General features: G+C 67.2%; 21 protein-coding genes. 2 read left to right on the top strand and 19 right to left on the bottom strand.

Features of this window, described 5'->3' with window-relative positions; translation table 11 throughout:
• Window positions 1–38: 38 nt before the first annotated feature.
• Window positions 39–1,061: an ABC transporter substrate-binding protein gene (locus ABFK29_RS06855; protein ID WP_005863699.1), complete on the bottom strand. Its 1,023-nt coding sequence runs from the start codon at window positions 1,059–1,061 to the stop codon at window positions 39–41.
• 150 nt (window positions 1,062–1,211) lie between these two features.
• Here ABFK29_RS06855 and ABFK29_RS06850 point away from each other — a divergent pair, with 150 nt between their 5' ends.
• Window positions 1,212–2,210 (top strand): LacI family DNA-binding transcriptional regulator, encoded by a 999-nt coding sequence (locus tag ABFK29_RS06850; RefSeq protein ID WP_005863697.1) that lies wholly within the window; start codon window positions 1,212–1,214, stop codon window positions 2,208–2,210.
• Window positions 2,211–2,291: 81 nt separating this feature from the next.
• Window positions 2,292–3,095, top strand: a complete 804-nt coding sequence (locus tag ABFK29_RS06845; protein ID WP_040605192.1) for a GIY-YIG nuclease family protein — start codon at window positions 2,292–2,294, stop codon at window positions 3,093–3,095.
• A 14-nt stretch (window positions 3,096–3,109) separates the two neighbouring features.
• On the opposite strand, the gene ABFK29_RS06840 is transcribed toward ABFK29_RS06845, so the two are convergent.
• The 18 genes from ABFK29_RS06840 to hypF form a co-directional block, all read right to left on the bottom strand.
• Window positions 3,110–4,336: an AGE family epimerase/isomerase gene (locus tag ABFK29_RS06840; protein ID WP_040605191.1), complete on the bottom strand. Its 1,227-nt coding sequence runs from the start codon at window positions 4,334–4,336 to the stop codon at window positions 3,110–3,112.
• Between the two features lie 74 nt (window positions 4,337–4,410).
• The gene (gene hypE / locus ABFK29_RS06835) at window positions 4,411–5,433 is read right to left on the bottom strand and encodes a hydrogenase expression/formation protein HypE (protein ID WP_005863690.1); all 1,023 of its coding nucleotides are present in this window, start codon (window positions 5,431–5,433) and stop codon (window positions 4,411–4,413) included.
• 154 nt (window positions 5,434–5,587) lie between these two features.
• Window positions 5,588–6,730, bottom strand: coding sequence for a hydrogenase formation protein HypD (gene hypD / locus ABFK29_RS06830; RefSeq protein ID WP_005863688.1), 1,143 nt, complete (start codon window positions 6,728–6,730; stop codon window positions 5,588–5,590).
• A complete protein-coding gene (gene hypC / locus ABFK29_RS06825; RefSeq protein WP_005863686.1) occupies window positions 6,727–7,041 on the bottom strand; it encodes a HypC/HybG/HupF family hydrogenase formation chaperone in 315 nt (104 codons plus the stop codon). Before hypC ends, hypD begins: the two co-directional genes overlap by 4 nt.
• Window positions 7,042–7,045: 4 nt before the next feature.
• Window positions 7,046–8,551, bottom strand: coding sequence for a sigma-54-dependent transcriptional regulator (locus tag ABFK29_RS06820; protein ID WP_005863684.1), 1,506 nt, complete (start codon window positions 8,549–8,551; stop codon window positions 7,046–7,048).
• Window positions 8,548–9,414: a hydrogenase nickel incorporation protein HypB gene (hypB, locus tag ABFK29_RS06815; RefSeq protein ID WP_040605181.1), complete on the bottom strand. Its 867-nt coding sequence runs from the start codon at window positions 9,412–9,414 to the stop codon at window positions 8,548–8,550. Before hypB ends, ABFK29_RS06820 begins: the two co-directional genes overlap by 4 nt.
• A complete protein-coding gene (gene hypA, locus ABFK29_RS06810; RefSeq protein WP_005863676.1) occupies window positions 9,414–9,755 on the bottom strand; it encodes a hydrogenase maturation nickel metallochaperone HypA in 342 nt (113 codons plus the stop codon). Before hypA ends, hypB begins: the two co-directional genes overlap by 1 nt.
• Window positions 9,748–10,641: a hypothetical protein gene (locus ABFK29_RS06805; RefSeq protein WP_005863674.1), complete on the bottom strand. Its 894-nt coding sequence runs from the start codon at window positions 10,639–10,641 to the stop codon at window positions 9,748–9,750. The genes hypA and ABFK29_RS06805 overlap by 8 nt, the downstream gene beginning before the upstream one ends.
• Before the next feature lie 5 nt (window positions 10,642–10,646).
• Window positions 10,647–11,456 (bottom strand): [NiFe]-hydrogenase assembly chaperone HybE, encoded by an 810-nt coding sequence (gene hybE, locus ABFK29_RS06800; protein WP_005863672.1) that lies wholly within the window; start codon window positions 11,454–11,456, stop codon window positions 10,647–10,649.
• A complete protein-coding gene (locus ABFK29_RS06795) occupies window positions 11,453–12,283 on the bottom strand; it encodes a hydrogenase expression/formation protein (RefSeq protein ID WP_005863669.1) in 831 nt (276 codons plus the stop codon). The genes hybE and ABFK29_RS06795 overlap by 4 nt, the downstream gene beginning before the upstream one ends.
• Window positions 12,284–12,296: 13 nt before the next feature.
• Window positions 12,297–12,680 carry a hydrogenase accessory protein gene (locus ABFK29_RS06790; protein WP_005863667.1) on the bottom strand — a complete coding sequence of 128 codons (384 nt, stop codon included), beginning with the start codon at window positions 12,678–12,680 and terminating at the stop codon, window positions 12,297–12,299.
• Window positions 12,681–12,691: 11 nt separating this feature from the next.
• On the bottom strand, window positions 12,692–13,012 hold the full coding sequence (locus ABFK29_RS06785; RefSeq protein ID WP_040605180.1) for a HypC/HybG/HupF family hydrogenase formation chaperone: 321 nt from the start codon (window positions 13,010–13,012) through the stop codon (window positions 12,692–12,694).
• Between the two features lie 3 nt (window positions 13,013–13,015).
• A complete protein-coding gene (locus ABFK29_RS06780; protein WP_005863663.1) occupies window positions 13,016–13,624 on the bottom strand; it encodes a HyaD/HybD family hydrogenase maturation endopeptidase in 609 nt (202 codons plus the stop codon).
• A gap of 341 nt (window positions 13,625–13,965) precedes the next feature.
• Entirely contained in the window at window positions 13,966–14,748 is a 783-nt protein-coding gene (cybH, locus tag ABFK29_RS06775) for a Ni/Fe-hydrogenase, b-type cytochrome subunit (protein ID WP_005863661.1), read from the bottom strand.
• Window positions 14,741–14,917, bottom strand: a complete 177-nt coding sequence (locus ABFK29_RS06770) for a hypothetical protein (protein ID WP_005863659.1) — start codon at window positions 14,915–14,917, stop codon at window positions 14,741–14,743. The genes cybH and ABFK29_RS06770 overlap by 8 nt, the downstream gene beginning before the upstream one ends.
• Window positions 14,918–14,932: 15 nt before the next feature.
• Window positions 14,933–16,726: a nickel-dependent hydrogenase large subunit gene (locus tag ABFK29_RS06765; protein ID WP_005863657.1), complete on the bottom strand. Its 1,794-nt coding sequence runs from the start codon at window positions 16,724–16,726 to the stop codon at window positions 14,933–14,935.
• Window positions 16,727–16,729: 3 nt separating this feature from the next.
• Window positions 16,730–17,818, bottom strand: a complete 1,089-nt coding sequence (locus tag ABFK29_RS06760) for a hydrogenase small subunit (RefSeq protein ID WP_005863655.1) — start codon at window positions 17,816–17,818, stop codon at window positions 16,730–16,732.
• Between the two features lie 369 nt (window positions 17,819–18,187).
• Window positions 18,188–20,410, bottom strand: a complete 2,223-nt coding sequence (hypF, locus tag ABFK29_RS06755) for a carbamoyltransferase HypF (protein WP_085983442.1) — start codon at window positions 20,408–20,410, stop codon at window positions 18,188–18,190.
• Window positions 20,411–20,472 lie beyond the last annotated feature (62 nt).

Raw genomic sequence — 20,472 nt, 5'->3', positions numbered from 1 at the left:
CCCCGTCGTTCGCGCATCCCAGGTCCGTGTCGGACAGCTTATTGCAGCGGCAGGCTGCCGATTTCCTCATCCCAGCGCGACAGCAGTTCCTTGCGCCGCTCCGCGCTGCCGTATTCGGCAAAGTCGTAGTCGATCAGCTTGATCTTCGACAGGTCGGGCGCTTCCTTCGGCGGGGTGGCCGAGGCGTTGGACGGGATCTGGAAGGACCCGGCCTCCGGCATCATGTTCTGTACCTCGGGCGTCAGCACCCAATCGTAGAAAACCTTGGCGGACTCCTCGTTCTGCGCGCCCTCGATCATGGACATGGAGCCGATTTCGTACCCGGTGCCCTCGCAGGGGGAACCGACCTCGATCGGGAAGCCTTCGACCGCCTGCGCCACGGCGTCATGCTGGAACACGATGCCAAGGCCGGTCTCGCCACGCGCCGCGGCCTTCACCGGGGCGGAGCCGGATTTGGTATACTGCGAGACGTTGGCATGCATCTTCTTGAGGAAGTCGAATGCCTCGTCCTCGCCCATGATCTGCACCAGCGTCGCCAGTGTGGTGTAGGCCGTGCCGGAGGAGTTCGGATCGGCGATCTGGATCTCGCCCTTCAACGCGGGGTCGAGCAGGTCGGACCAGCATTCCGGCGCCTTGATGCCCTTCTCGGCGAAGATGTCCTTGTTGTAGCCCCAGCCGAGCGCGCCGGAATAGACGCCCACGGTGTGATAATCCGAGGTTTTAGCCTGGCCCTGCGCCCAGTCCTGAAGCTTGTCCAGCATGGGCGACTTGTACTCGGCGGTCAGCCCATCATGGGCCGCCTGCAGGTGCGGGTCGCCGGTGCCGCCCCACCAAAGGTCGGTCTGCGGGTTGCGGCCCTCGGCCCGCACCTTGGCGTAGGCTTCGCCCGAGCTGAGGCGCACCATGTTCACGTCGATGTCGGAATGGCTGGCCTCGAACTCGCTCACCAGCTTCTCGCAGATCACCACGTCGGCCGAGCAGATCAGGTTCAGCTCTGCGGCCATCGCGCCCGCAGGCAGGAAAGCCGCGCCCCCAATCAGGGCGTATTTCAAAGTCTTCATATCTTCCTCCCTAGTTCCCGGCGGTTACCGGGCCGGGTGTTTTGCACACCTGTGCATCAGGTTGTCGTCCGAATCGCCAGTTGTCAAGAAACCATCACAAAACTATGGTTGCCTGACGGGATCGGCGGGACGCACAGGATTGCAGTGAACATGACGAAACGACAGGTCAGCGCCCGGGACGTGGCCGAGCTTGCCGGTGTTTCGCGCACCGCCGTGTCGCGCGCCTTCACGCCCGGCGCCTCGGTGGCCAAGGAAACCCGCGCCCGGATCGAAGCGGCGGCAGAGCAGCTTGGCTATCAGGTCAACCACCTCGCGCGGGGGCTGATCACCGCCAACACCGGGCTGGTCGCGCTGATCGCCGCCGAGGTGAGCACCCCGCACCGCTCCGCCCTGCTGGCTGCACTGACCGAACAGCTTCAGGCGGCGGGCAAGATCGGCCTGCTGATCAACACCGACCGCTCCGACGACAGCGTGTCGCGGGCCTTGCGGCAGGCCATCGCCTATCGCACCGACGCCGCCATCGTGCTGTCGGGGATGCCCGACATGTCGCTGGCCGAAACCTGCCGCCGCAACGGTATGGAACTCGTGCTCATCAACCGGGACGAGGCGCGGCCCGGCTCGCTTCTGATCCGGCTGGAGGATGCCGACGCAGGCCGGCAGGCCTTTGCCGCGCTGGCGGCTGCCGGTTGCCGCCGGATCGCGCTGGCCAACTCCTGCGCCGGGACCGCCAGCCTCGAAGACCGCGCGGCGGGTTTCCGGCAGGCCGCAGCGGAGGCAGGTATCCCGATCCAGGAGGCCGCGGCCGGTCCCACCTCCTACCAGACGGGACTGAACCTGGGGACACGGCTGCTGGCGCAGGCCGAACGGCCCGACGGCATCTTCTGCACGACGGACCTTATCGCCTGCGGGGTGATGGACGCGGCGCGCACGCGGCTTCGGCTTCGGGTGCCCGCCGATGTCTCCGTCATCGGGTTCGACGATATCGAACAGGCGGGATGGGAAGCCTACGGCCTGACCACCTTTGGCCAACCGATCGACGACCTCGCCCGCGCGGCGCTCGGCGCGCTCGACAGCCCGCCCGGCGACAGCGCGCCGAGCCGCATCACGCTGCCCGTCAACATGATCTGGCGCAGCTCGATCCGGCGCTGATCGCGCGCCTCCCGCCCTTTACAGGCCGTCCCCCCGTTGCGCATGATGGCGGGGCATCCGACCGCTGCCCGGGGGGCGCCCGTGACCGACTATACGATTGATGACCTGACCGTACTCGGCTTCGTGGAACTCGGAGAATGGGTCGAGGTCGACGGCCTGCTCGACGTCCGCATCCCGGACGAGACCCGCGATGTGGCGCAAGCCATCATGACAGAGCCGAACGCCCTATACGCCTTCGCCGACGGGGTCGACATCCTCTACATCGGCAAGACCACGCGCGGGCTGACAAAGCGGTTCCGGACCTACCGGCGCCCCGGCGCGTCGCAGCGCACCAACCTGAAATGCAACGCAAAGCTGCGCGACCTGATCGCGGCGGAACGTCGCCCGAAGGTCTACGGCTTCGCCCCGGTCAGCCACCTCAGCTATGGCGCGTTCGAAATCAACCTCGCCGCCGGTCTTGAGGACTCGCTGATCCGCCGCATCTGCCCGCCGTGGAACGGCGCGGAGGGCGGGCGCACGGAAACCGAGTCCGAGATGCGCGAACGCGCCGACGACATGCCCGAGCATCCCCCGCCTGAAACCGACGCTAAGGCCGAACGCTTCCACATCGTCCTGCGGCCCTCGTACTACCGAAAGGGCATCCTGAATGTCGGAGAAGGGCCAAGCAGCCATCTCGGTCGCGACCGCGACCCGCTGACGGTCGCCTTCACGGACGGAACGCCACCGCTGACCACGCGGATCAACCGGACGGCCAATGCGTCCGGCAACGTTCGCCTCGTCGGCAACAACCGGTTGCTCGCGGACTGGTTCCAGGAGCATTTCTTCGAAAACGACCGGATCGTGCTGGAGGTCCAGGGGCCCAACCGGATCACGCTGCACCGCTGACGCGACACATGCGCCTAAAGCGCGCCCAGCCCCTCGACCTGCCGCGACAGTCCCGGCGCCAGCGGGTAAAGCTCTGCCTGAAGCGCATGGTAGATGTCGGGCTTGCCCCTGAACTGGCGGCCCTCCGGCGCACCGTCGTCGTCCAGCTCCGGATACCAGCCACCCCGCTCTCGATCGATCAGGCGCGCATCGGCGAACCGCCAGAGCCTGCGATACCACGTCTCGTCTCTGTCCCGGTCCTCCAACTTCAGCAGGCTCGCCAGCGCGCCGATGCCTTCCGTCACGGGCCACCAGTAGCGGTCGCCGATATCGACCTCGCCGCCCGGTTTCAGCGTGTAGGCCAGCCCGCCGTCGACCCGCCACGCATCCGTCAGCGCGGTCTCCACCAGCCGCCGCGCGCGATCCGGAACATCGCCCACGGGCCGCCCCGATAGGTCCCAATGCTGGAGCAGCAACCGCGCCAGTTCCAGCGAATGCCCGGGCGTCGTGCCCGCCGGCCGGAACATCGGATCGCCCGCGTAGTCTGGATCGACCTGCCAGTCCTCGGTGTAATGCTCCGGCACCCGCCAACCGTTGGCGCGCGGCATCCGGTCGGTGAAGACCTCCAGCACACGGCCCGCCCGCTCCAGCCAGTGCGCCTCGCCCGTGGCCTCGAAGGCCGCAAGCATCGCCTCGGCCGAATGCATGTTGGCATTCATCCCGCGATAGGTGGAAACCGGCTGCCAGTCGCGCGCGAACTCCTCCCGGTGAAGGCCTGCCGCCTCGTCCCAGTAGTGCCGGTCCAGCACCTCCGCGACGTCGGCCATCAACCGGTCGGCCTCCGGGTGGCCGGCGAGCTTCGCGCTCGACGCCGCCAGAAGGACGAAGGCATGGCCATAAGCCAGCTTCAGACCGTCATGGACGCCGGTCTCGTCCACCGACCACAAATATCCGCCGTGCTCCGCATCGCGGTGACGGGTCCAGAGGAAGGCCATCCCCGCGTCGATCATACGGTCCGCACCAGGATGACCGATGGCCCGGCCCAGGACGTAGGCATGCACCATCCGCGTCGTGTAGTGCAGCTCCTGCCCGGCACGCGGCAAGGGCGTGCCGTCGTGATTCATCACGTCGAAGCCACCGTCATCGCGCAGCGTACGGTCGAAGAACCGCAACTGGCGGTGCGCATTCTCCAGAAGACCGGCGCGATGCACCGGGTCCTGCAGCCAGCGCCCCGCGCCCGCCGGATCGGAAATCTGTGACATGTCGGAAAGCCCCCAGCCCTCGGCGGTGATCGTCTCCGACAGGTATGGCAAGGCCGGGCGCGCGCGGCAATCCCTCAGCAGATCCGCGGCAACTGCTCGCCCACCAGCATGTCGACAATGCGGCTGCCGCCAAAGAGCGTGCGCATCGTCACCCTTCCCGGCGGACCGTCCAGCGCGCGCCCCACCTGCACCGCGCCACGTCCCTCCGGCAGGGCCCGCATCGCCGCCAGCGCAGCCTCCGCCTCGTCCGCAGGCACAAACAGCACGAGGGTGCCCTCGTTGGCCAGATACAACGGGTCGAGTCCGAGGATCTCGCACATCCCCTTTACCTCGTCCCGCAAGGGCAGCGCATCTTCGTCGATCTCCACCCCCACGCCCGCCACACCGGCGATCTCGTTCAGCGCCGAGGCCAGCCCGCCCCGCGTCGCGTCGCGGCAGGCCCGCGCATTGGGCGCCGCCGCCAGAACCGCCTCCATCAGGTGCCCCAGCCCCTGGCAGTCCGACACGATGTCCGTCGAAAGCGCCATGTCACCCCGCGCCGCGAGGATCGCCGCACCGTGGTCGCCCAGAACGCCATTCACAAGAACCGCGTCGCCCGGGCGCACACGCTCTGCCGCAAGGTCCCGGCCCGCCGGGATCACCCCCACGCCCGACGTCGTGACGAACACCTTGTCCGCCGACCCGCGCCCCACGACCTTCGTGTCTCCGGTGACGATCCGCACACCCGCCTTTTCCGCCTCGCGCTGCATGGACGCCACGATCCGCCGCAAGAGGTCCACCTCGCAACCCTCCTCGACGATGAAGGCCGCCGACAGCCAAAGCGGCCGCGCGCCGCCCACGGCCAGGTCGTTCACCGTCCCGCAGACCGCGATCTTGCCGATGTCGCCGCCGGGAAACTCCACCGGATCGACCACGAAACTGTCGGTGGTGAACGCCAGCCGTGCTCCCGGCGCGCACAGCGCCTGGGACATCAGCCGCGCCTGATCCTCCATGCCCGGCGGCTGAAAGACAGAGGTGAACACCTCCTCGATCAGGTCCCGCATCGCCTTGCCGCCGCCGCCATGCGCCAGCGTCACCCGCGCGTCTCTCAATGCCATGTCGCGTCTTCCCTGTCCCGGCACGCGTCCAAACGTGTCCGCAATGCCTCCAAACGGCCCCGCCCCTTCATCTTGGTCCAAATACCTCGGAGGGGGTCCGGGGGAGGCAGAGCCTCCCCCGGCGGATCGCCGGGCACCCGCCCGGCGACGTCCCTCATTCCGCCGGTTCCGCCGCCCGCGCACCGCCGTACTGGTAGTAGGCAGCGCAGGCCCCTTCCGAGCTGACCATGAGCGCCCCCAGCGGCATCTCCGGCGTGCAGCCCGTGCCGAACTGCGGGCAGGCCACGGGTTTCATCCGCCCCGTCATCACCGCACCGCACATGCAGCCCTCCGGCTCCGCGACGCTCCGCGCGCCTGCTGCATAGCCGATACCGAACTTCTCTTCCGCGTCCCACGCCCGGTAGGCCTCACGGATGCGCAGGCCCGAGGCGTCGATTTCGCCCAGACCCCGCCATTCGAAGGACGGGCGCGCTTCATAGACGTCCGCAATCGCGGCCAGCGACACAGGGTTGCCGTGCTCGGGCACCACGCGGGCATACTGGTTCTCGATCTCGGCGCGGCCCTCGGCGATCTGCTCCAGCACCATCAGCACCGACTGCAGCAGGTCCAGGGGCTCGAATCCGGCGACCACCAGCGGCTTGCCGTAGTCTTCTGCGATGAAATCATAGGGATGCACGCCGATCACCATCGAGACATGCCCCGGCCCGACGAAACCGTCCAGCACCATGTGCGGATCGTCCAGCAGAGCGCGGATCGGATGCGGCACCGTGATGTGGTTGCAGAAGACCGAGAAGTTGGCCAGCCCCTCGCGCGCCGCCGCCTGGATCGACAGCGCGGTGGAGGGCGTTGTCGTCTCGAAGCCCAAGCCGAAGAACACCACTTCGCGTTCGGGGTTGCGCCGGGCGATCTCCAGCGCGTCGAGCGGCGAATAGACCATGCGGATGTCGGCACCGTCCGCTTTCGCCTGCATCAGCGACTTGCCCGTGCCCGGCACCCGCATGGCGTCGCCGAAGGTGGTGAAGATCACCTCGGGGCGTTCCGCGATCTCGATGCATTCGTCGACGCGGCTCATCGGCAGCACGCAGACCGGGCAGCCCGGGCCGTGGATGAACTCCAGTCCCGGCGGCACCAGCTTGTCCAGCCCGTAGCGGAAGATCGCATGGGTGTGCCCACCGCAGATCTCCATGATGTGCACCGGCTTTTCCGCCGTGGCCCCGATCCGGTCGAGCACCGCACCGATGCGGGCGATCAACGCTTTGGCGGGTTTCGGGTCGCGGAATTCCTGGACGTGTTTCATGCGCTTTCCTCCATCGCGTCCCGCGCCGGACCGGCCAGCGCGGCATCGCCTGCCGCCATCGCCTCCAGCGTCTCCTGCGCCTCGCCCAATCCCCGCAGCGCCTCCAGGGTCTTGGCGGCCTCGTCCTCGTCGATCAGCGACATGGCAAAGCCCACGTGGATCAGCGCCCACTGGCCCACCAGATCCTCCAGCGCTCCCGTCGCCACGCAGGCCACGTTGACCTCGCGCCGGACGCCCGAGACGGAGGCCAGCGCCATCATGCGCGCTTCGTCCGTCACTTCGATGATCTGTCCCGGAATCCCCAGACACATGGTCTTACTCCTCCTCGTCGTCCGGCATCCCGGCCTTGCGCGGCTCTTCGATGCCATAGCGTTCGATCTTGGCCCGGAGACCCACGCGGCTCAGCCCCAGTTCAGAGGCCGCACGCGACTTGTTCCATCTGAGACGGGTCAGCGTCTCGCGCAGGATGCGCATCTCGATCTGCTCCACCCGTTCCTTCAGCGATCCGGTGTCGGCCAGCACCGCGTCGACGCCGGGTTCGCGCCCCGCCTCCGAAGGCGCTGCCTGCAGGATGTGACGCGAGATCAGCTCCGGCCCCAGCACCGCGTCCTGCGCGAAGATCAGCATGCGGAGCACCTCGTTCTCCAGCTCGCGCAGGTTGCCCGGCCAGTGATAGCGCTTCAGGAAATCCACCGCATCCTCGCAGAGCCCGTGGACGATCTTGCCATGCCGCGCGGCCGCCTCGAACAGCATTTCCTGCGCGAGAAGCGGCAGGTCAGACAGCCGGGCCCGCAGCGGCGGCACATGCAGCGTGGTCTGGGCCAGTGCGTAGAACAGGTCGGCGCGGAAGTTGCCTGCCTCGACCTCTGCCCTCAGATCTCGGCTGGCCCCCGCGATCAGACGCGTGCCCGTCCGCAGCGACTCGTGTCCGCCGACGGGGCGGAAGACGCCCTCCATCGCCACCTGCTGCAACTGGAGCTGCATCCTTGGAGACAGGCTCTCGACTCCGTTCAGGAACAGCGTGCCCCGGTCGGCTTTCTGCAACAGGCCCACGCCGTTGGTCTGCAAATTGGGGACCGCGCCGCGCTTATGGCCGAACAGTTCGATTTCGAGGATGCGGTCGTCCACGCCCACCACGTTGACCTCGTGGTAGGCCCGGTCCGACCGGAGAGAGCCGTAGTGGATCGCCCGGGCCATCTCGGCCTTGCCGGTGCCTTCCTCTCCTACGATCATCACCGAGACGTCGAAGGATGCGAACTGCCGCGCCTGCGCCACGACCGGGTTCATCGGCGAATTGGCCGAGCGCAGGATCTTCTCGAACCCCAGCCCCTCGCGCAGCGCCTTTCGTTTCTCCGCCAGCTTGTGCTCGACCGAGCGGGTGAGGAACCGCATCTCCAGCGACATGCGCTCGTGGTCGCGGTTCAGGCGGAACAGGTCGGCGGCGTTCTTCGCCATCATGATAAGCTGATCGGGGTGCCAGGGCTTGGTGATCAGCTGATAGATGCCCGCGTCGTTGATCGCCGCGATCATGTCCTGCGTTTCGGCGTAGCCGGTGATGATGATGCGCACCGTCTCTGGCCAGCGGTCGCGCACCGCCGACAGGAAATCCACCCCCGACCGCCCCGGCATACGCTGGTCGCAGATCACCACCTGGACGAAGTTCTCCTCCATCAGCGCCTCGGCCTCGTCGGCATTCAGCGCGCAAAGGCAGTCGAAGTCGTCCTCCAGCGCCATCCGCATGGCGTTGAGCGCGTGCTCCTCGTCGTCGACCAGCAGGATCGTGGGCAGGGTCAGGGTGGATGCGTCGGCCATGGCGTTCATTCCGCCGCGGCGGGCGCCCGTTTCGCCGCGAGGCGCGCCTTCAGCCAGCCGGTCCAGAGGTCCATGCCTTCGCCCGTGCGGGCCGACAGGGCGATGATCTCGATCTCCGGGTTCACCCGGCGCAGGTTCGCCTCGTACAGGTCCATGTCCACGTCGCAATGCGGGGCGAGGTCGGTCTTGTTGAGGATCGCCAGCCGCGCCGCCTGGAACATGTCGGGGTATTTCAGCGGCTTGTCCTCGCCCTCGGTGACCGACAGGATCGCCACCTTGCAGTCCTCGCCAAGGTCGAAGCCCGCCGGACACACCAGGTTGCCGACGTTCTCGATGAACAGCATGGCGCCGGGCGCGAGGTCGAGATGGTCCAGCGCGTGACCGACCATGTGGCCGTCGAGGTGGCAGCCCTTGCCGGTGTTCACCTGCACCGCCCGCGCGCCGGTCGCGCGGATGCGGTCGGCGTCGTTCTGGGTCTGCTGGTCGCCCTCGATCACCGCAAGCGGCTGATCCCCCAGCGCCTCGATGGTCCGGCACAAAAGCGTCGTCTTGCCCGATCCCGGCGAGGACACGAAGTTCAGCGCGAGGATCCCCTTCGCGGCCAGGACCCTGCGGTTGGCCTCCGCGTAACGGTCGTTCTTGGCAAGGATCGAGGTTTCGATCTCGATCAGCCGCGCCTGCGACATGCCCGGCACATCGACACCGGCAGCGCCATGGCCGAAATGGACGTGGTCATGCCCATGGCCGTGCCCGTGCTGATGGTGGTGGTCATGCTCATGGTGGTGGCCATGATGATGATGCCCGTGGTCATGATCGTGTTCATGGCCGTGCACCTTCACCTCTCCGTCTCCGCATCCGCAAACCGTACACATCACGCAGCCTCCAAATCCTTGATACGCATTTCATCGCCGCCCTGCGGCATCAGTTTTCCCCCGCCGCAGTCCGGGCAGGGGTCGAGCCGGTGAGCGATTTCCACGACCTTCATGCAGTCGTAACACATCGCCTGCCCCGGCAGGTCGATCACTTCCAGCACGGCCCCCTCCGCCGCAGAGCCGCGCATCACCACGTCGAAGGCAAAGAACAGCGCGTCCTTTTCGACGCCCGCAAAGCGCCCGACCTCAAGCCGCACCCGCGCGATACGCGCGACGCCATGCTGACGTGCCGTGTCTTCCAGCACCGACCTAATGCCTTCACAAAGCGAGAGTTCATGCATCGTCCATCTCCTCCAGCCGCACCGGCACGCAGGGGTCGAGAATATCCAGCACAAGTGGCGCCAAGCCCCATTTGACCCGTGGCAACGCCGCGAGGCTCTGATCGAGCACCCCGCTTTCGGCCAGCAGGTGATCGGTCGGCGTCACCCGGTGGAAGGTGGTCACGCGGCCAGCCTCTGTCCCGGCCGAGATACCGTAGCAGCCTCGTGCGGCAGGAACAAAAGCCTCGCCCTGCGGGGTCGCCCGAAACGGCAGGCGCACCCCGGCCAGAAGCGCGTCGAGTTCCACAACCCGCCCCATGAGTCGCCAGAACGGCCCGCGCCCGAAGTCCCGTTCGACTTCCCGCATCAGGGGATGCACGGCCCAGCGTCCCGCGACGGAGTTTTCCTGCGCCGTGAGGTCAAGGACCTCTGCACCCTCCGGCACCGGCAGAACGCTGGTTGCCGCCTCGAACGGGGCAAAGCTGTCGCGCACCCGGCGCAGAAGCAGCATCACGCCCTGGCCCTCCACCATGGCGCGGTACAGTTCCGACAGGTGCCGGGGCAGAGATTGGGAGCCAAACAGCGGCGTGCGCAGCAGGGACGGGTCAGCCTGCCATCCCTGCGGCAGGGCCGTCGCGGTGCTGCCGAAGTGGCGCGGCAGGCGAACGCAGAGCATCAGGACATGATCACGCAGGATCTCTGCGTGCAGGCGGTCATCGGCCCCCTCCTCCAGCGGCAGCCCGAAGGCAAGCCGCGCAGCGGTCTCCTGCGCGCCGCGGCAAAGGTTGCAGACGCGCGGCAGGACCGCCGCCGCCTCTTCTGCCGGGCGACCGACGACAAGGCGCGTCAGCGGCAGCGCCGGCCCGGTCCGCCATGTCAGCCTCGTTCCCCCGGCACGATCGAGCATCCAGCCTACTCCCCATCCCCGGCGGCCATGCCGCCTGTAATGACCGCCCGCCGCGTCGGCGCCGGGTCGAGAGCGGGTGCACCGGCCTCGTCTTCCGGCTCCGCAGTCTCGGCCAGTTCCGCCTCGCGCGCGGCGCGGATATCGGCGGAACGGTCGGTCTCTGCCCGGTGCTCCTCCTGGAACAGCGCGACCATGACGGCGCGCGCGACGTCGGCCGCGTCCTTGTGGCTGCGGAAATCGCCCATCGGCGAGAACAGGGAACATGCCTTGTAGCCGCCAGACTGCTCGCGCACGTTGTGCAGGAACTCGTAGTCGCCGGACGGGAAGGCGATCACCTCCTTCTCGCCCGCCTTCAGCCCGGACCAGTCCTCGTCCTCGGCGGCCAGCATCACGAGGTTCATGAACCACGGCGAGATCAGGACCCCCAGCGGGCGGCCTTCGTACAGGGTGAAGCCCACGGCCTCCACGCGCAGCGCCGCGTTGACCATCGGCACGTCGCGCATCTTCGAATGCCATATCTCGCGGAAGTCGGCCTCAAGCGCGGCGATGCGCGGGGCCAGCGCCGTCGCCTGCTGCGCTGCCACGGACCCCGGATCGGACTGCACCAGAAACTGTTCCTTCGGGGCCGAACAATTGGGGCAGGACCAGTCGTCCGGCAGCGCGAGGAACGGCGTGCCCGGTTCCACCTGCCGCGTGTCGTCGCCCTCTGCCGGATCGTAGGGTGTCCAGCAGATCTTGCACTCCATGATCGCCTGCGCGCTGATCTTGTCCGCCGCGCCTAGGTAAGAACCCTCGAACCCCGTCTGCGTGTTCATCGGATCGCCTCCAGCACTTCGGCGATGCGCTCCGCGCTGTCGGTCAGGTCCTCGTTCGCGGCCAAAACCACTTCGGGCATGTCGGTCACCTCGAACGTGTCGAGAATCAGCGTGTCCATCGAGTTGAAGAACTGCACCCGCCAGACATGCGGCAGCGCCGTCGCCGTGACGCGGCAGTTGCCATAGCCGCGCGACAGCAACGTGGCCGACCCCTGCCCCAGCGCGACATCGAGCCACAGCAGGTCCGGTTCGGTGTGCGGCAGGAGGGTCAGGTTGACGACGTGCAGCTCGCGCGCGGTCGCGTAGTTGGCCGATTTCTCCTCAAGCTCGACGGCCAGCGCGGGCGCGTTGACCACGCCCATGCCCTTTGGCGCCTGCGCCCCGGCGGCGGGCCTGCGCGGGATGAAGGCGCGTGCCCGGGCGGCCTGCGGCACCTGCGCGACCTCGATCCGGTCGACGCCTTCGCCGGTCACACGCCAGACCCCTGCAAAGACCGATTCCTGCGCGGCGAGCGCGGGCAGACCCCAGACCTTCACCGCCACTTCGCCCTCTCCCAGCGTCTCCTTGATCAGGGCGAGGTTCGCAGCGTTCAGGCCGGTCAGATCGAAGGTCCTTGAACCACCGTCGCGGGCCACCTGCGTGCAGGCCTCTCCGACCTCTGCCAGCAGGGCCATGGCCGCGCCTGCGTCGCCCGCCACGTCCGGCACATGCGGCGCATAGGTGCGCATGTCCTGCGGCATCGGCATGTATTCGAGCTGCGCCTCCTCATCGCCCAGGGGCTGCGATCCGGGCCCGAAACCCACCGGGGGCAGTACGAAATTCGACATCTGTCTCTCTCCCTTATTCCGCGGCGACCGGCAGGCTCAGGATATGCGCGACGCGGGCCATGTAGTCGTCCCAGTCGCGGACCTTCGGCACGGCGCCGATCATCTCGCCCGCGCGCCAGAAGATCAGGCTGGGGGTCTTGAAGACCTTGGTTTCGTTGCGGACCTGTTCTTCTATGGCATCGCCGCAGACCGCGCAGTCGAACCGGCCCTGGAAGGCCTGCCGCAGCTCGGGCAGGATCACCGCCACGTCGGCAGTTTCGAGGTTGCGTGCAGGATCGCCGGGGACGAACAGCACATGCGCACCCGCACCGCCCCGCCAGTCTTCAAGCGATCCCATGTCTTCGAAACGGGGCCAGCCGAACTCGGTCGTCAGGCGGGTGATCAGCGGATGGGACATGGCGGTTTCCTTCAGGCGGTGGACTTGCCGGCGGCGAGGGCGGCTTGCAGATGGGGCGGCAGACGCGGCCCGGTGTCTTCGAGATCGGCAAAGGCGTCCCCCAGGTTTCCACCGTTCATCAGCGACCTCAGGCCCGCCAGCGCGCTGGCGATCTTCGCGGCCTCGTCTGCTGTGATGACCTCTCGTGCGGCGCCGAGGAACGTGAGGACGTGGCAGCCCACGGTCGCATCCGGTGTCAGCGACAGGTCGATCACCTCGATCCCCTCCGCGCCCGACGCCATGGCCGAGATGCCGTCGACCGAAAGGATTTCCATCGGGACGCCGACACACATGGCTCAGGCGCCCGCGGGCAGGAATCGGGCATCACCGATGCGGCAGGCCTCTTCCTCGGAAGGGCGGCCCTCTTCGTAAGCGTCGCGCAGGATCGACTTGTCGGCCAGCAGATGCGCATCGGCCTTGCCGGGCGCGGGGGCAATGCCCATGGCGCGCAGCTTCTCCAGCGCGATCTCCAGCGCCGGGGCGATCTGTGCCGCCACCACGGCGCGCAGCCCGCCGCCGTAGTCTTCCAGTTCCTCGGGTTGACAGCCGATCAGGATCAGCGTCTCGGGGCAGTAGCCCATAAGCTGCGACGTCGCGATCACATCCTGAAAACCGGTCTGGTGCAGGGACATCTTCTTGGCGCCCATGAAGGCGGGAACTTCATCCCCCTCGACGATCTTGAGCGTGCCGGGGGTCAGGCCGTAGTCCACCGCGTCGAAGACGATCAGCGTGTCGGCCTCTTCGAGGAACGGCAGCAGGTAGAGCCCCTGCGTGCCCCCGTCGAGCAGCGTCACCTCTTCGGGAAACGACCATGCGGCGGCCAGCGCCTCCACGCAGCGCACCCCGAAGCCTTCGTCGGCCCAGAGCACGTTGCCGATGCCCATGATGAGGGTCTTACCTGTCATGCCGTCCTCCTCCGTCGAGCCGCCTTGCCGGAAGCCTCGTTACCAGACAGGACATTCCATGGATGGCCAGCGGACGGCAACCGACTTGCCAGATCGGGGCGCATTTCCTGCATATTGAACAAACCCTTACCGAATAAGCGTTTTTCCGGGCAGAGTGAGAACTCCCTCGCGCCCAATATGGAAGACAAACTACCACTTTCCTGAAAAATAGACATCACAGTATCCACTCTTAAAATGCATCCCCGACGAATCTTGGAACCGGGCAGCGGAAAGCGGTTGTTCGGAAAGGAAAAAGGCGGGCGCTGCGGCCCGCCTTCCCCTGCCTGTCAGGACGCACCGTGTCAGTCGGCGCGGTCGTCCTTGAACGTGCGGTGCCCCGAGATCATCGTCGACACGATCGACTGCCGGGACATGATGTCCTCGCGGATTGCCACGTAAATGTGGATGATCATGAAGATCACGATGAACCACATGCCGAGGTGGTGGACCGAGTGCACGATCTGGCTGTTGCCGAACAGGGTCAGCACCCAGCTTGTCGCCCCGTAGATGAAGCTGTGATCGCCCAGCCCCTCGCCATACAACGCAAGGCCCGTCAGGATCATGAAGGACAGGCCGACCGTCATGAACATGAACATGGCAAGCTGCGCCAGCGGGTTGTGGCCCACGTACTTCTTGGGCTCGCTTTCGAGGAAGGCGTACCACTTGATCTCGAACCACAGTTCCTTCCACCAGTGGCGGTTCCACACGGGCACGTAGAAAAGCTGCCTGGCATGATGGTTGCCGACGAAGGCCCAGTAGATCCGCCCGAAGAAGCCCACCGTCAGGATCAGCCCGGCGCTGAAATGCGCGAAGCGGGTGTAGCCGAACACGAACTGATGCACCGGCTCGGCGATCTGCATCGACGGGAACGGGTTGCCGATGAACCAGCCGGTGAACACCAGGACAAAGATGCAGGCCGCGTTGATCCAGTGCCACAGGCGCACCGGCGCCTCGTAGACATAGACGGAGGTGCGCTTGCGGATCGACTCGAGGTCCTGCGCGGTGGCGTCGCCGGTCAGGCGGGCCGTCGGCAGGGGTTCGATCCCCGGTCGCGGCTGGTGGATCGTCTCGGTGCCGTCATGCATCGTCCTTCCCCCGGAAAGCGATGCGGGCGACCACCGCGGCCACCGCGATCACCAGAAGCGCGGGCGCGAGGTGGGCGAGGCCGTGGGCGCTGTCCGGTACCGGGGCATGCGCGCCGTGCGCCATGGCCGAAACCGGAAGAAGTGCGATCAGTGCTGCAATGCGTTTCATGGTCTTTGTCCTTCCTCAGCGCACCTTGACGGTGGTCAGTTCCTCGCCGTCCGGCGACATCACGTGGGTGGAGCAGGCAAGGCACGGGTCGAAGCTGTGCAGGGTGCGCAGGATCTCTACCGGTTCTTCCGGACGCTCCATCTTGGTGTTCATAAGCGACGCCTCGAAGGCGCCGATGTTGCCCGCCGTGTCACGGGGCGACCCGTTCCACGTGGTCGGCACGACGCACTGGTAATTGTCGATGCGCCCGTCCTTGATGCGGACCCAGTGCCCCAGCGCGCCGCGCGGCGCTTCGGTCATGCCGACGCCCTTGGCCTCCTTCGGCCAGGTCGACGGGTCCCACTTCGCCACGTTCGCGGTCGACTCGTCGCCGTTCTTGATGTTGGTCACCAGCTTGTCGAAGAAATGCTTCTGAAGCCGTCCGCAGTATTCCGACTCGAGCGCCCGCGCTGCGGTGCGCCCGAGGGTCGAGAAGACGGCCTCCAGCGGCAGGTCCATGTCGCGCAGCAGACCGTCGACCTGATCCTTGATCTCTTCGTGGCCCTTGGCATAGCCCACGACGTAGCGGGCCAGCGGCCCCACCTCCATCGCGTTGCCCCGCCAGCGCGGCGCCTTGATCCACGAATACTTCGCCGCCTCGTCCAGCTCCTTGATGTCGGTGCGGGTGCCCTTGGCGTTCGGGCCAAGCTCGTAGTTCGGCTCCGTCACGCCGTCCCAGGGATGCAGCCCCTTGCCCGCCTCGCCGTAGGTGTACCACGAGTGGTCGACGAACTCCTGAACCTGCTCCGGGTCGCGCGGATCGACGTCGTGCACGGTGGTCAGGTCGCCGTTGATGATCGCGCCCCGCGGCAGGTGAAGCTGATCCGTCGAGAAGTCGTTCGGGTTCTCCGGGATATCGCCGTAGGCGAGGCACGCCTTGGACGACAGGCCGCCGCCGTACAGCCAGTTCTTGTAGAACCCGCCGATGGCCTTCACATCGGGCAGATAGACGTTCTTGTTGAACGCGATGCACTGATCGATGATCGAAGACACCATGTTCAGGCGTTCCATGTTGATCGCGCCCACCGCCCCGGTCGAATGCACGTTGATCGGGCACGGCACGCCGCCCACAAGCCAGTTCGGATGCGGGTTCTTGCCGCCGAAGATGGTGTGAACCTTGACGATCTCTTTCTGGAGGTCGAGCGCCTCCAGGTAGTGCGTCGTGGCCATCAGGTCCGCCTCGGGCGGAAGAAGGTAGGCCGGGTTGTCCCAGTAGCCGTTCTTGAAGAGGCCAAGCTGGCCGCTTTCGACGAACTTCTTCAGCCGGTTCTGCACGTCCCGGAAATAACCGGGCGAGGACAGCGGATGCGACGGGCTGACAGCCTGCTGCAATTCCGAGGTCGCCTTGGGATCCGCCTTCAGCGCGTTGACCGGGTTCACCCAGTCCAGCGCGTGCAGGTGGTAGAAGTGCACGATGTGGTCGTGGATCTCCAGGTTGAGCTGCATGATGTTGCGGATCGAATTGGCGTTGTCGGGGATGGTGATCCCCAGCGCATCCTCCACCGCGCGCACGCTGGTCAGCGCATGTGTCCCGGTGCAGACGCCGCAGATCCGTTCCGTAAACGCCCATGCGTCGCGCGGATCGCGGCCTTTCAGGATCACCTCCAGCCCGCGCCACATGGTGCCGGTAGAGACCGCGTTGCGGATGAAGCCCTCCTCGTCCACGTTCACTTCGCAGCGCATGTGGCCTTCGATCCGGGTCACCGGGTCCACGACGATCCGCTTGCCGGAATTGTCGAGGTCAAAGCCGTTCGGGGTTTGAATGACCATCTATCAGGCCTCCTCTTTGCTCGACTGTGTCTTTTTCTGTGCGGCCTTCAGCGCGGTCACGGCGGCATGGGCGGCAACGCCGGCCCCCACGACACCGGCGGCGGCCAGCCCGATCTTGTCGGCGTTCGCCTCGACCCCGAACTGGGTCAGGTCGGTCACCCGGTTGTAGAAACTGCCCTGGTCCCAGAACCCATCTTCGGAACAGCCGATGCAGCCATGACCCGACTGGATCGGAAAGCTGACACCCTCGTTCCAGCGCACGGTGGAACAGGCGTTGTAGGTGGTCGGCCCCTTGCACCCCATCTTGTAAAGGCAGTAGCCCCTGCGCGCGTTGTCGTCGTCCCAGGCCTCGACGAACTGGCCGGCGTCGAAGTGCGGGCGGCGATAACACTTGTCGTGGATGCGCTGGCCGTAGAACATCGCCGGGCGGCCTTGGCGGTCGAGTTCCGGCAGACGGTCGAAGGTCAGCATGTAGGTGATGACGCCGGTCATGACCTCGGCGATGGGCGGGCAGCCCGGCACCTTGATGATCGGCTTGTCCGTGATGACCTTGTGCACCGGCGTCGCCCGCGTCGGGTTGGGCGCGGCGGCCTGCACGCAGCCATAGGACGCGCAGGCCCCCCACGAGATGATCGCCTTGGCGTGTTCCGCCGCATGGCGCAATTGCTCGACGAAGGGCTTGCCGCCGACGATGCAATACATGCCGTCCTCGTTCAGCGGCGGGTTGCCTTCGACGGCAAGGATGTAGTTGCCCTTGTACTTCTCGATGGTGTCCTGCAGCGCCGCCTCGGCCTGGTGTCCGGCGGCGGCCATCAGAGTGTCGTCGTAGTCGAGCGAGATCATCGACAGCACCACGTCCTTGGCCAGAGGGTGTGCCGACCGGATGAACGACTCCGAGCAGCAGGTGCACTCCAGCCCGTGCACCCAGATCACGGGCGTGCGCGGTTTGGTCTCCATCGCGTGGGCGATCTTCGGCACAAAGGCGGGTCCCAGCCCCAGCGCCGAGGCCGTCAGCGCACAGTACTTCATGAAGCTCCGGCGGGTGATCCCCTGCCGACGCATCACGTCATAGAAGGTTTCGATCTGGCTCAAGCTGGTCCCTCCCTGTCATCCGGCGCCGTCAGCGGCACGATGCGGCGCCGCAGAATGCCGTGGCATACAAAGCTGCCTCCCATATGGGCCGGTCGGAGGGGGGCGATGCAAAATGAATGTGCAGCCTGCGAAGATCCCAGATTAAATTATGATTTTCAGTTGCTTGCACGGGTTTGGCCGACCAAAAAGGACCGCGCCTGCGGTAGAGAACTGACCGCTTTCCACCCGCCTCCGGTAAGTCGCTTTCCGCAGCACCGCCTGCCGCGCCGCGGCGGCTATGCATCCGAGTCATGCGGTCTTCCAACGCGCGACACATTGTAGGGTGGGGTTTCACGCCACCCTTGCCCGCTGGCCGATGGCCGCACGCTCTCAGTCCGCCAGCACTCGTGCTGCCGCCACCAGCGCCTGTCCAAGCGCCAGCCCGCCATCGTTCGCGGGCACCGTCCGGTGGACCAGAACCGGCACCTCGCCAAGGGCCATCATCGTCTCCTGCAACAGGCGGGCGTTCTGGAAACATCCACCGGTCAGCGCCACGGCCTCCGCCTCCCCGTCCTGCACCAACGCCTGTGCCCGCTCCGCGAAGACCCGCGCCAGACCGGCGTGGAACTGCGCCGACATCAACGCCACGCCCGCACCGCCGATGACGTCCGCGTGCAACGCGCGGAACATCGGCGCCGGGTCGATGACCGGGCCGTCGTGGCCGAACGCATACCCCGCGTCGCCCCCTTCACCGGCCAGCGCCTCCAGCCGCATGGCCGCCTCGCCCTCGAAGCTCTGACGCCCCGGGCATATGCCGAGACAGGCCGCCACCGCATCGAACAGCCGTCCGGCCGAGGACGACAGCGGCGCGTTCACCCCGCGCGCCGCCGCCGTCCGCAGCATGTCGCGCGGGGCGTCCGGGAAAAGCCCGTCTGCCCATTCCGCCAGTCCCGCCGCGTCCAGCCGGGTCAACGCATTGCGCCACGGCTCCGCCTGAGCCCGGTCGCCACCGACCAGCGGAACCGGCGCCAGCCAGCTGCGCCGTTCGAAACCGCGGTAGTCGCCCAAAAGCACCTCGCCGCCCCAGACCGTGCCATCCGGCCCCAGTCCCAGCCCGTCCAGCACGATCCCGGCCACCCGCCCGCCGTCCAGCGGCCAGCCATTCTCTGCCAGGCAGGACGCCAGGTGCGCGTGGTGATGCTGGATTTCCTCCAGCCGCAGCCCCTCCGACTCCGCCCGCGCGGCCCCGTGGCGCGAAGCGCGGAAGTCCGGATGCAGGTCCACCGCCACCACCTCCGGACGGTGGTCGAACAAGGCGGCATAGTCCCGGTCGGCGTCGAGGAACGCGTCCCAGGTCAACGCCTCGTCCAGCTCGCCCAGATGATGCCCCAGCAGCGCCTGACCGTTCTTCACAAGGCAGATCGCCGCCTTCATCTGGCCGCCATAGCCCACCGCCTGCGGCGCCGCACCGAACCCTTCCGGCAGGGGAATCGTGCCGGGCACCCGCCCCCGCGCGCGGCGCAACACCATCGGCGGCGCGGCCCGCTCGACCGAGTCGTCCAGCCGCCGCGCGATGTCGCGGTCATGCATCAGGAAGGCATCGGCGAACGGGGCCAGCACCTCCCGCGCCTCGGCGTTGCCGATCGCCTGTGGCTCGCCCGAGAGGTTGCCGGAGGTCATCACCAGAACCCCGCCGAAAGCCTCCAGCAGCAGGTGATGCAACGGCGTGTAGGGCAGCATCCAGCCCAGCTCCGCCATGCCCGGCGCCACACTTTCGGGCAGCGCCTCCGCTCCCTTCGGCAAAAGCACGATCGGCGCCGCAGGATCGCGCAGCAACGCCTCTGCCGCGTCGTCCACCCGCGCGAACCGCCTCAGGACATCCAGCGGCGCCATCAGCGCAAACGGTTTCGACGGCCGCCGCTTGCGCGCCCGCAACAGCGCCACCGCCTCCACGTTCGCGGCATCGCAGGCCAGGTAGAAGCCGCCCAGCCCCTTGACCGCAAGAACCTCGCCGCGCGCCAGCCGGGTTACAGCCTCCGCAAGCCCGCCCTCCGGTTCCAGCCACAGGCGCGGACCGCAGTCCGGACAAGCCACCGGCTGCGCGTGGAAACGGCGGTCGCCCGGGTCGCCGTACTCCGCCCGGCAGGCGTCACACATGGGGAAGGCCGCCATGGTCGTCTGCGCCCGGTCATAGGGCAGCCCGCGCAGGATGGTGAAACGCGGCCCGCAATGGGTGCAGTTGGCAAAGGCATAGCCGTACCGCCGGTCGCCGGGATCGCGCACCTCCGCCAGGCAATCCGCGCAGCTGGCCGCATCCGGCGTGACACGTGTCTCGGCCCCCGCGCCCTCGGTCGCACCGATGACAAAGCCCTCGCCCTCCACCTCACAGGGCACGGACTCCACCGAATCCACCCGGGCCAGCAGCGGCGCGCGCGCCACAAGCGCTTGTTCGAACCCGTCCAGATCGTCCCCGGCCGCCCGGATCAACACGCCCTCCGGATCGTTCAGCACGACCCCGGTCAGCCCCATCTCGCGCGCCAGTTGCCAGACGAAAGGGCGAAAGCCCACGCCCTGCACCTGACCGCGCACCCGTATCCGTCTCCCCGCGCCCATGGCTTCACCTTGGTCCAAATACCTCGGCACACCACCTGCCACCCGGCAGGCCGCCGACACCC

The organism is Sagittula stellata E-37 (assembly GCF_039724765.1).
In the GTDB taxonomy this organism is placed as follows: Bacteria; Pseudomonadota; Alphaproteobacteria; order Rhodobacterales; family Rhodobacteraceae; genus Sagittula; species Sagittula stellata.
This window is presented reverse-complemented; position numbering and strand designations above follow the sequence as displayed.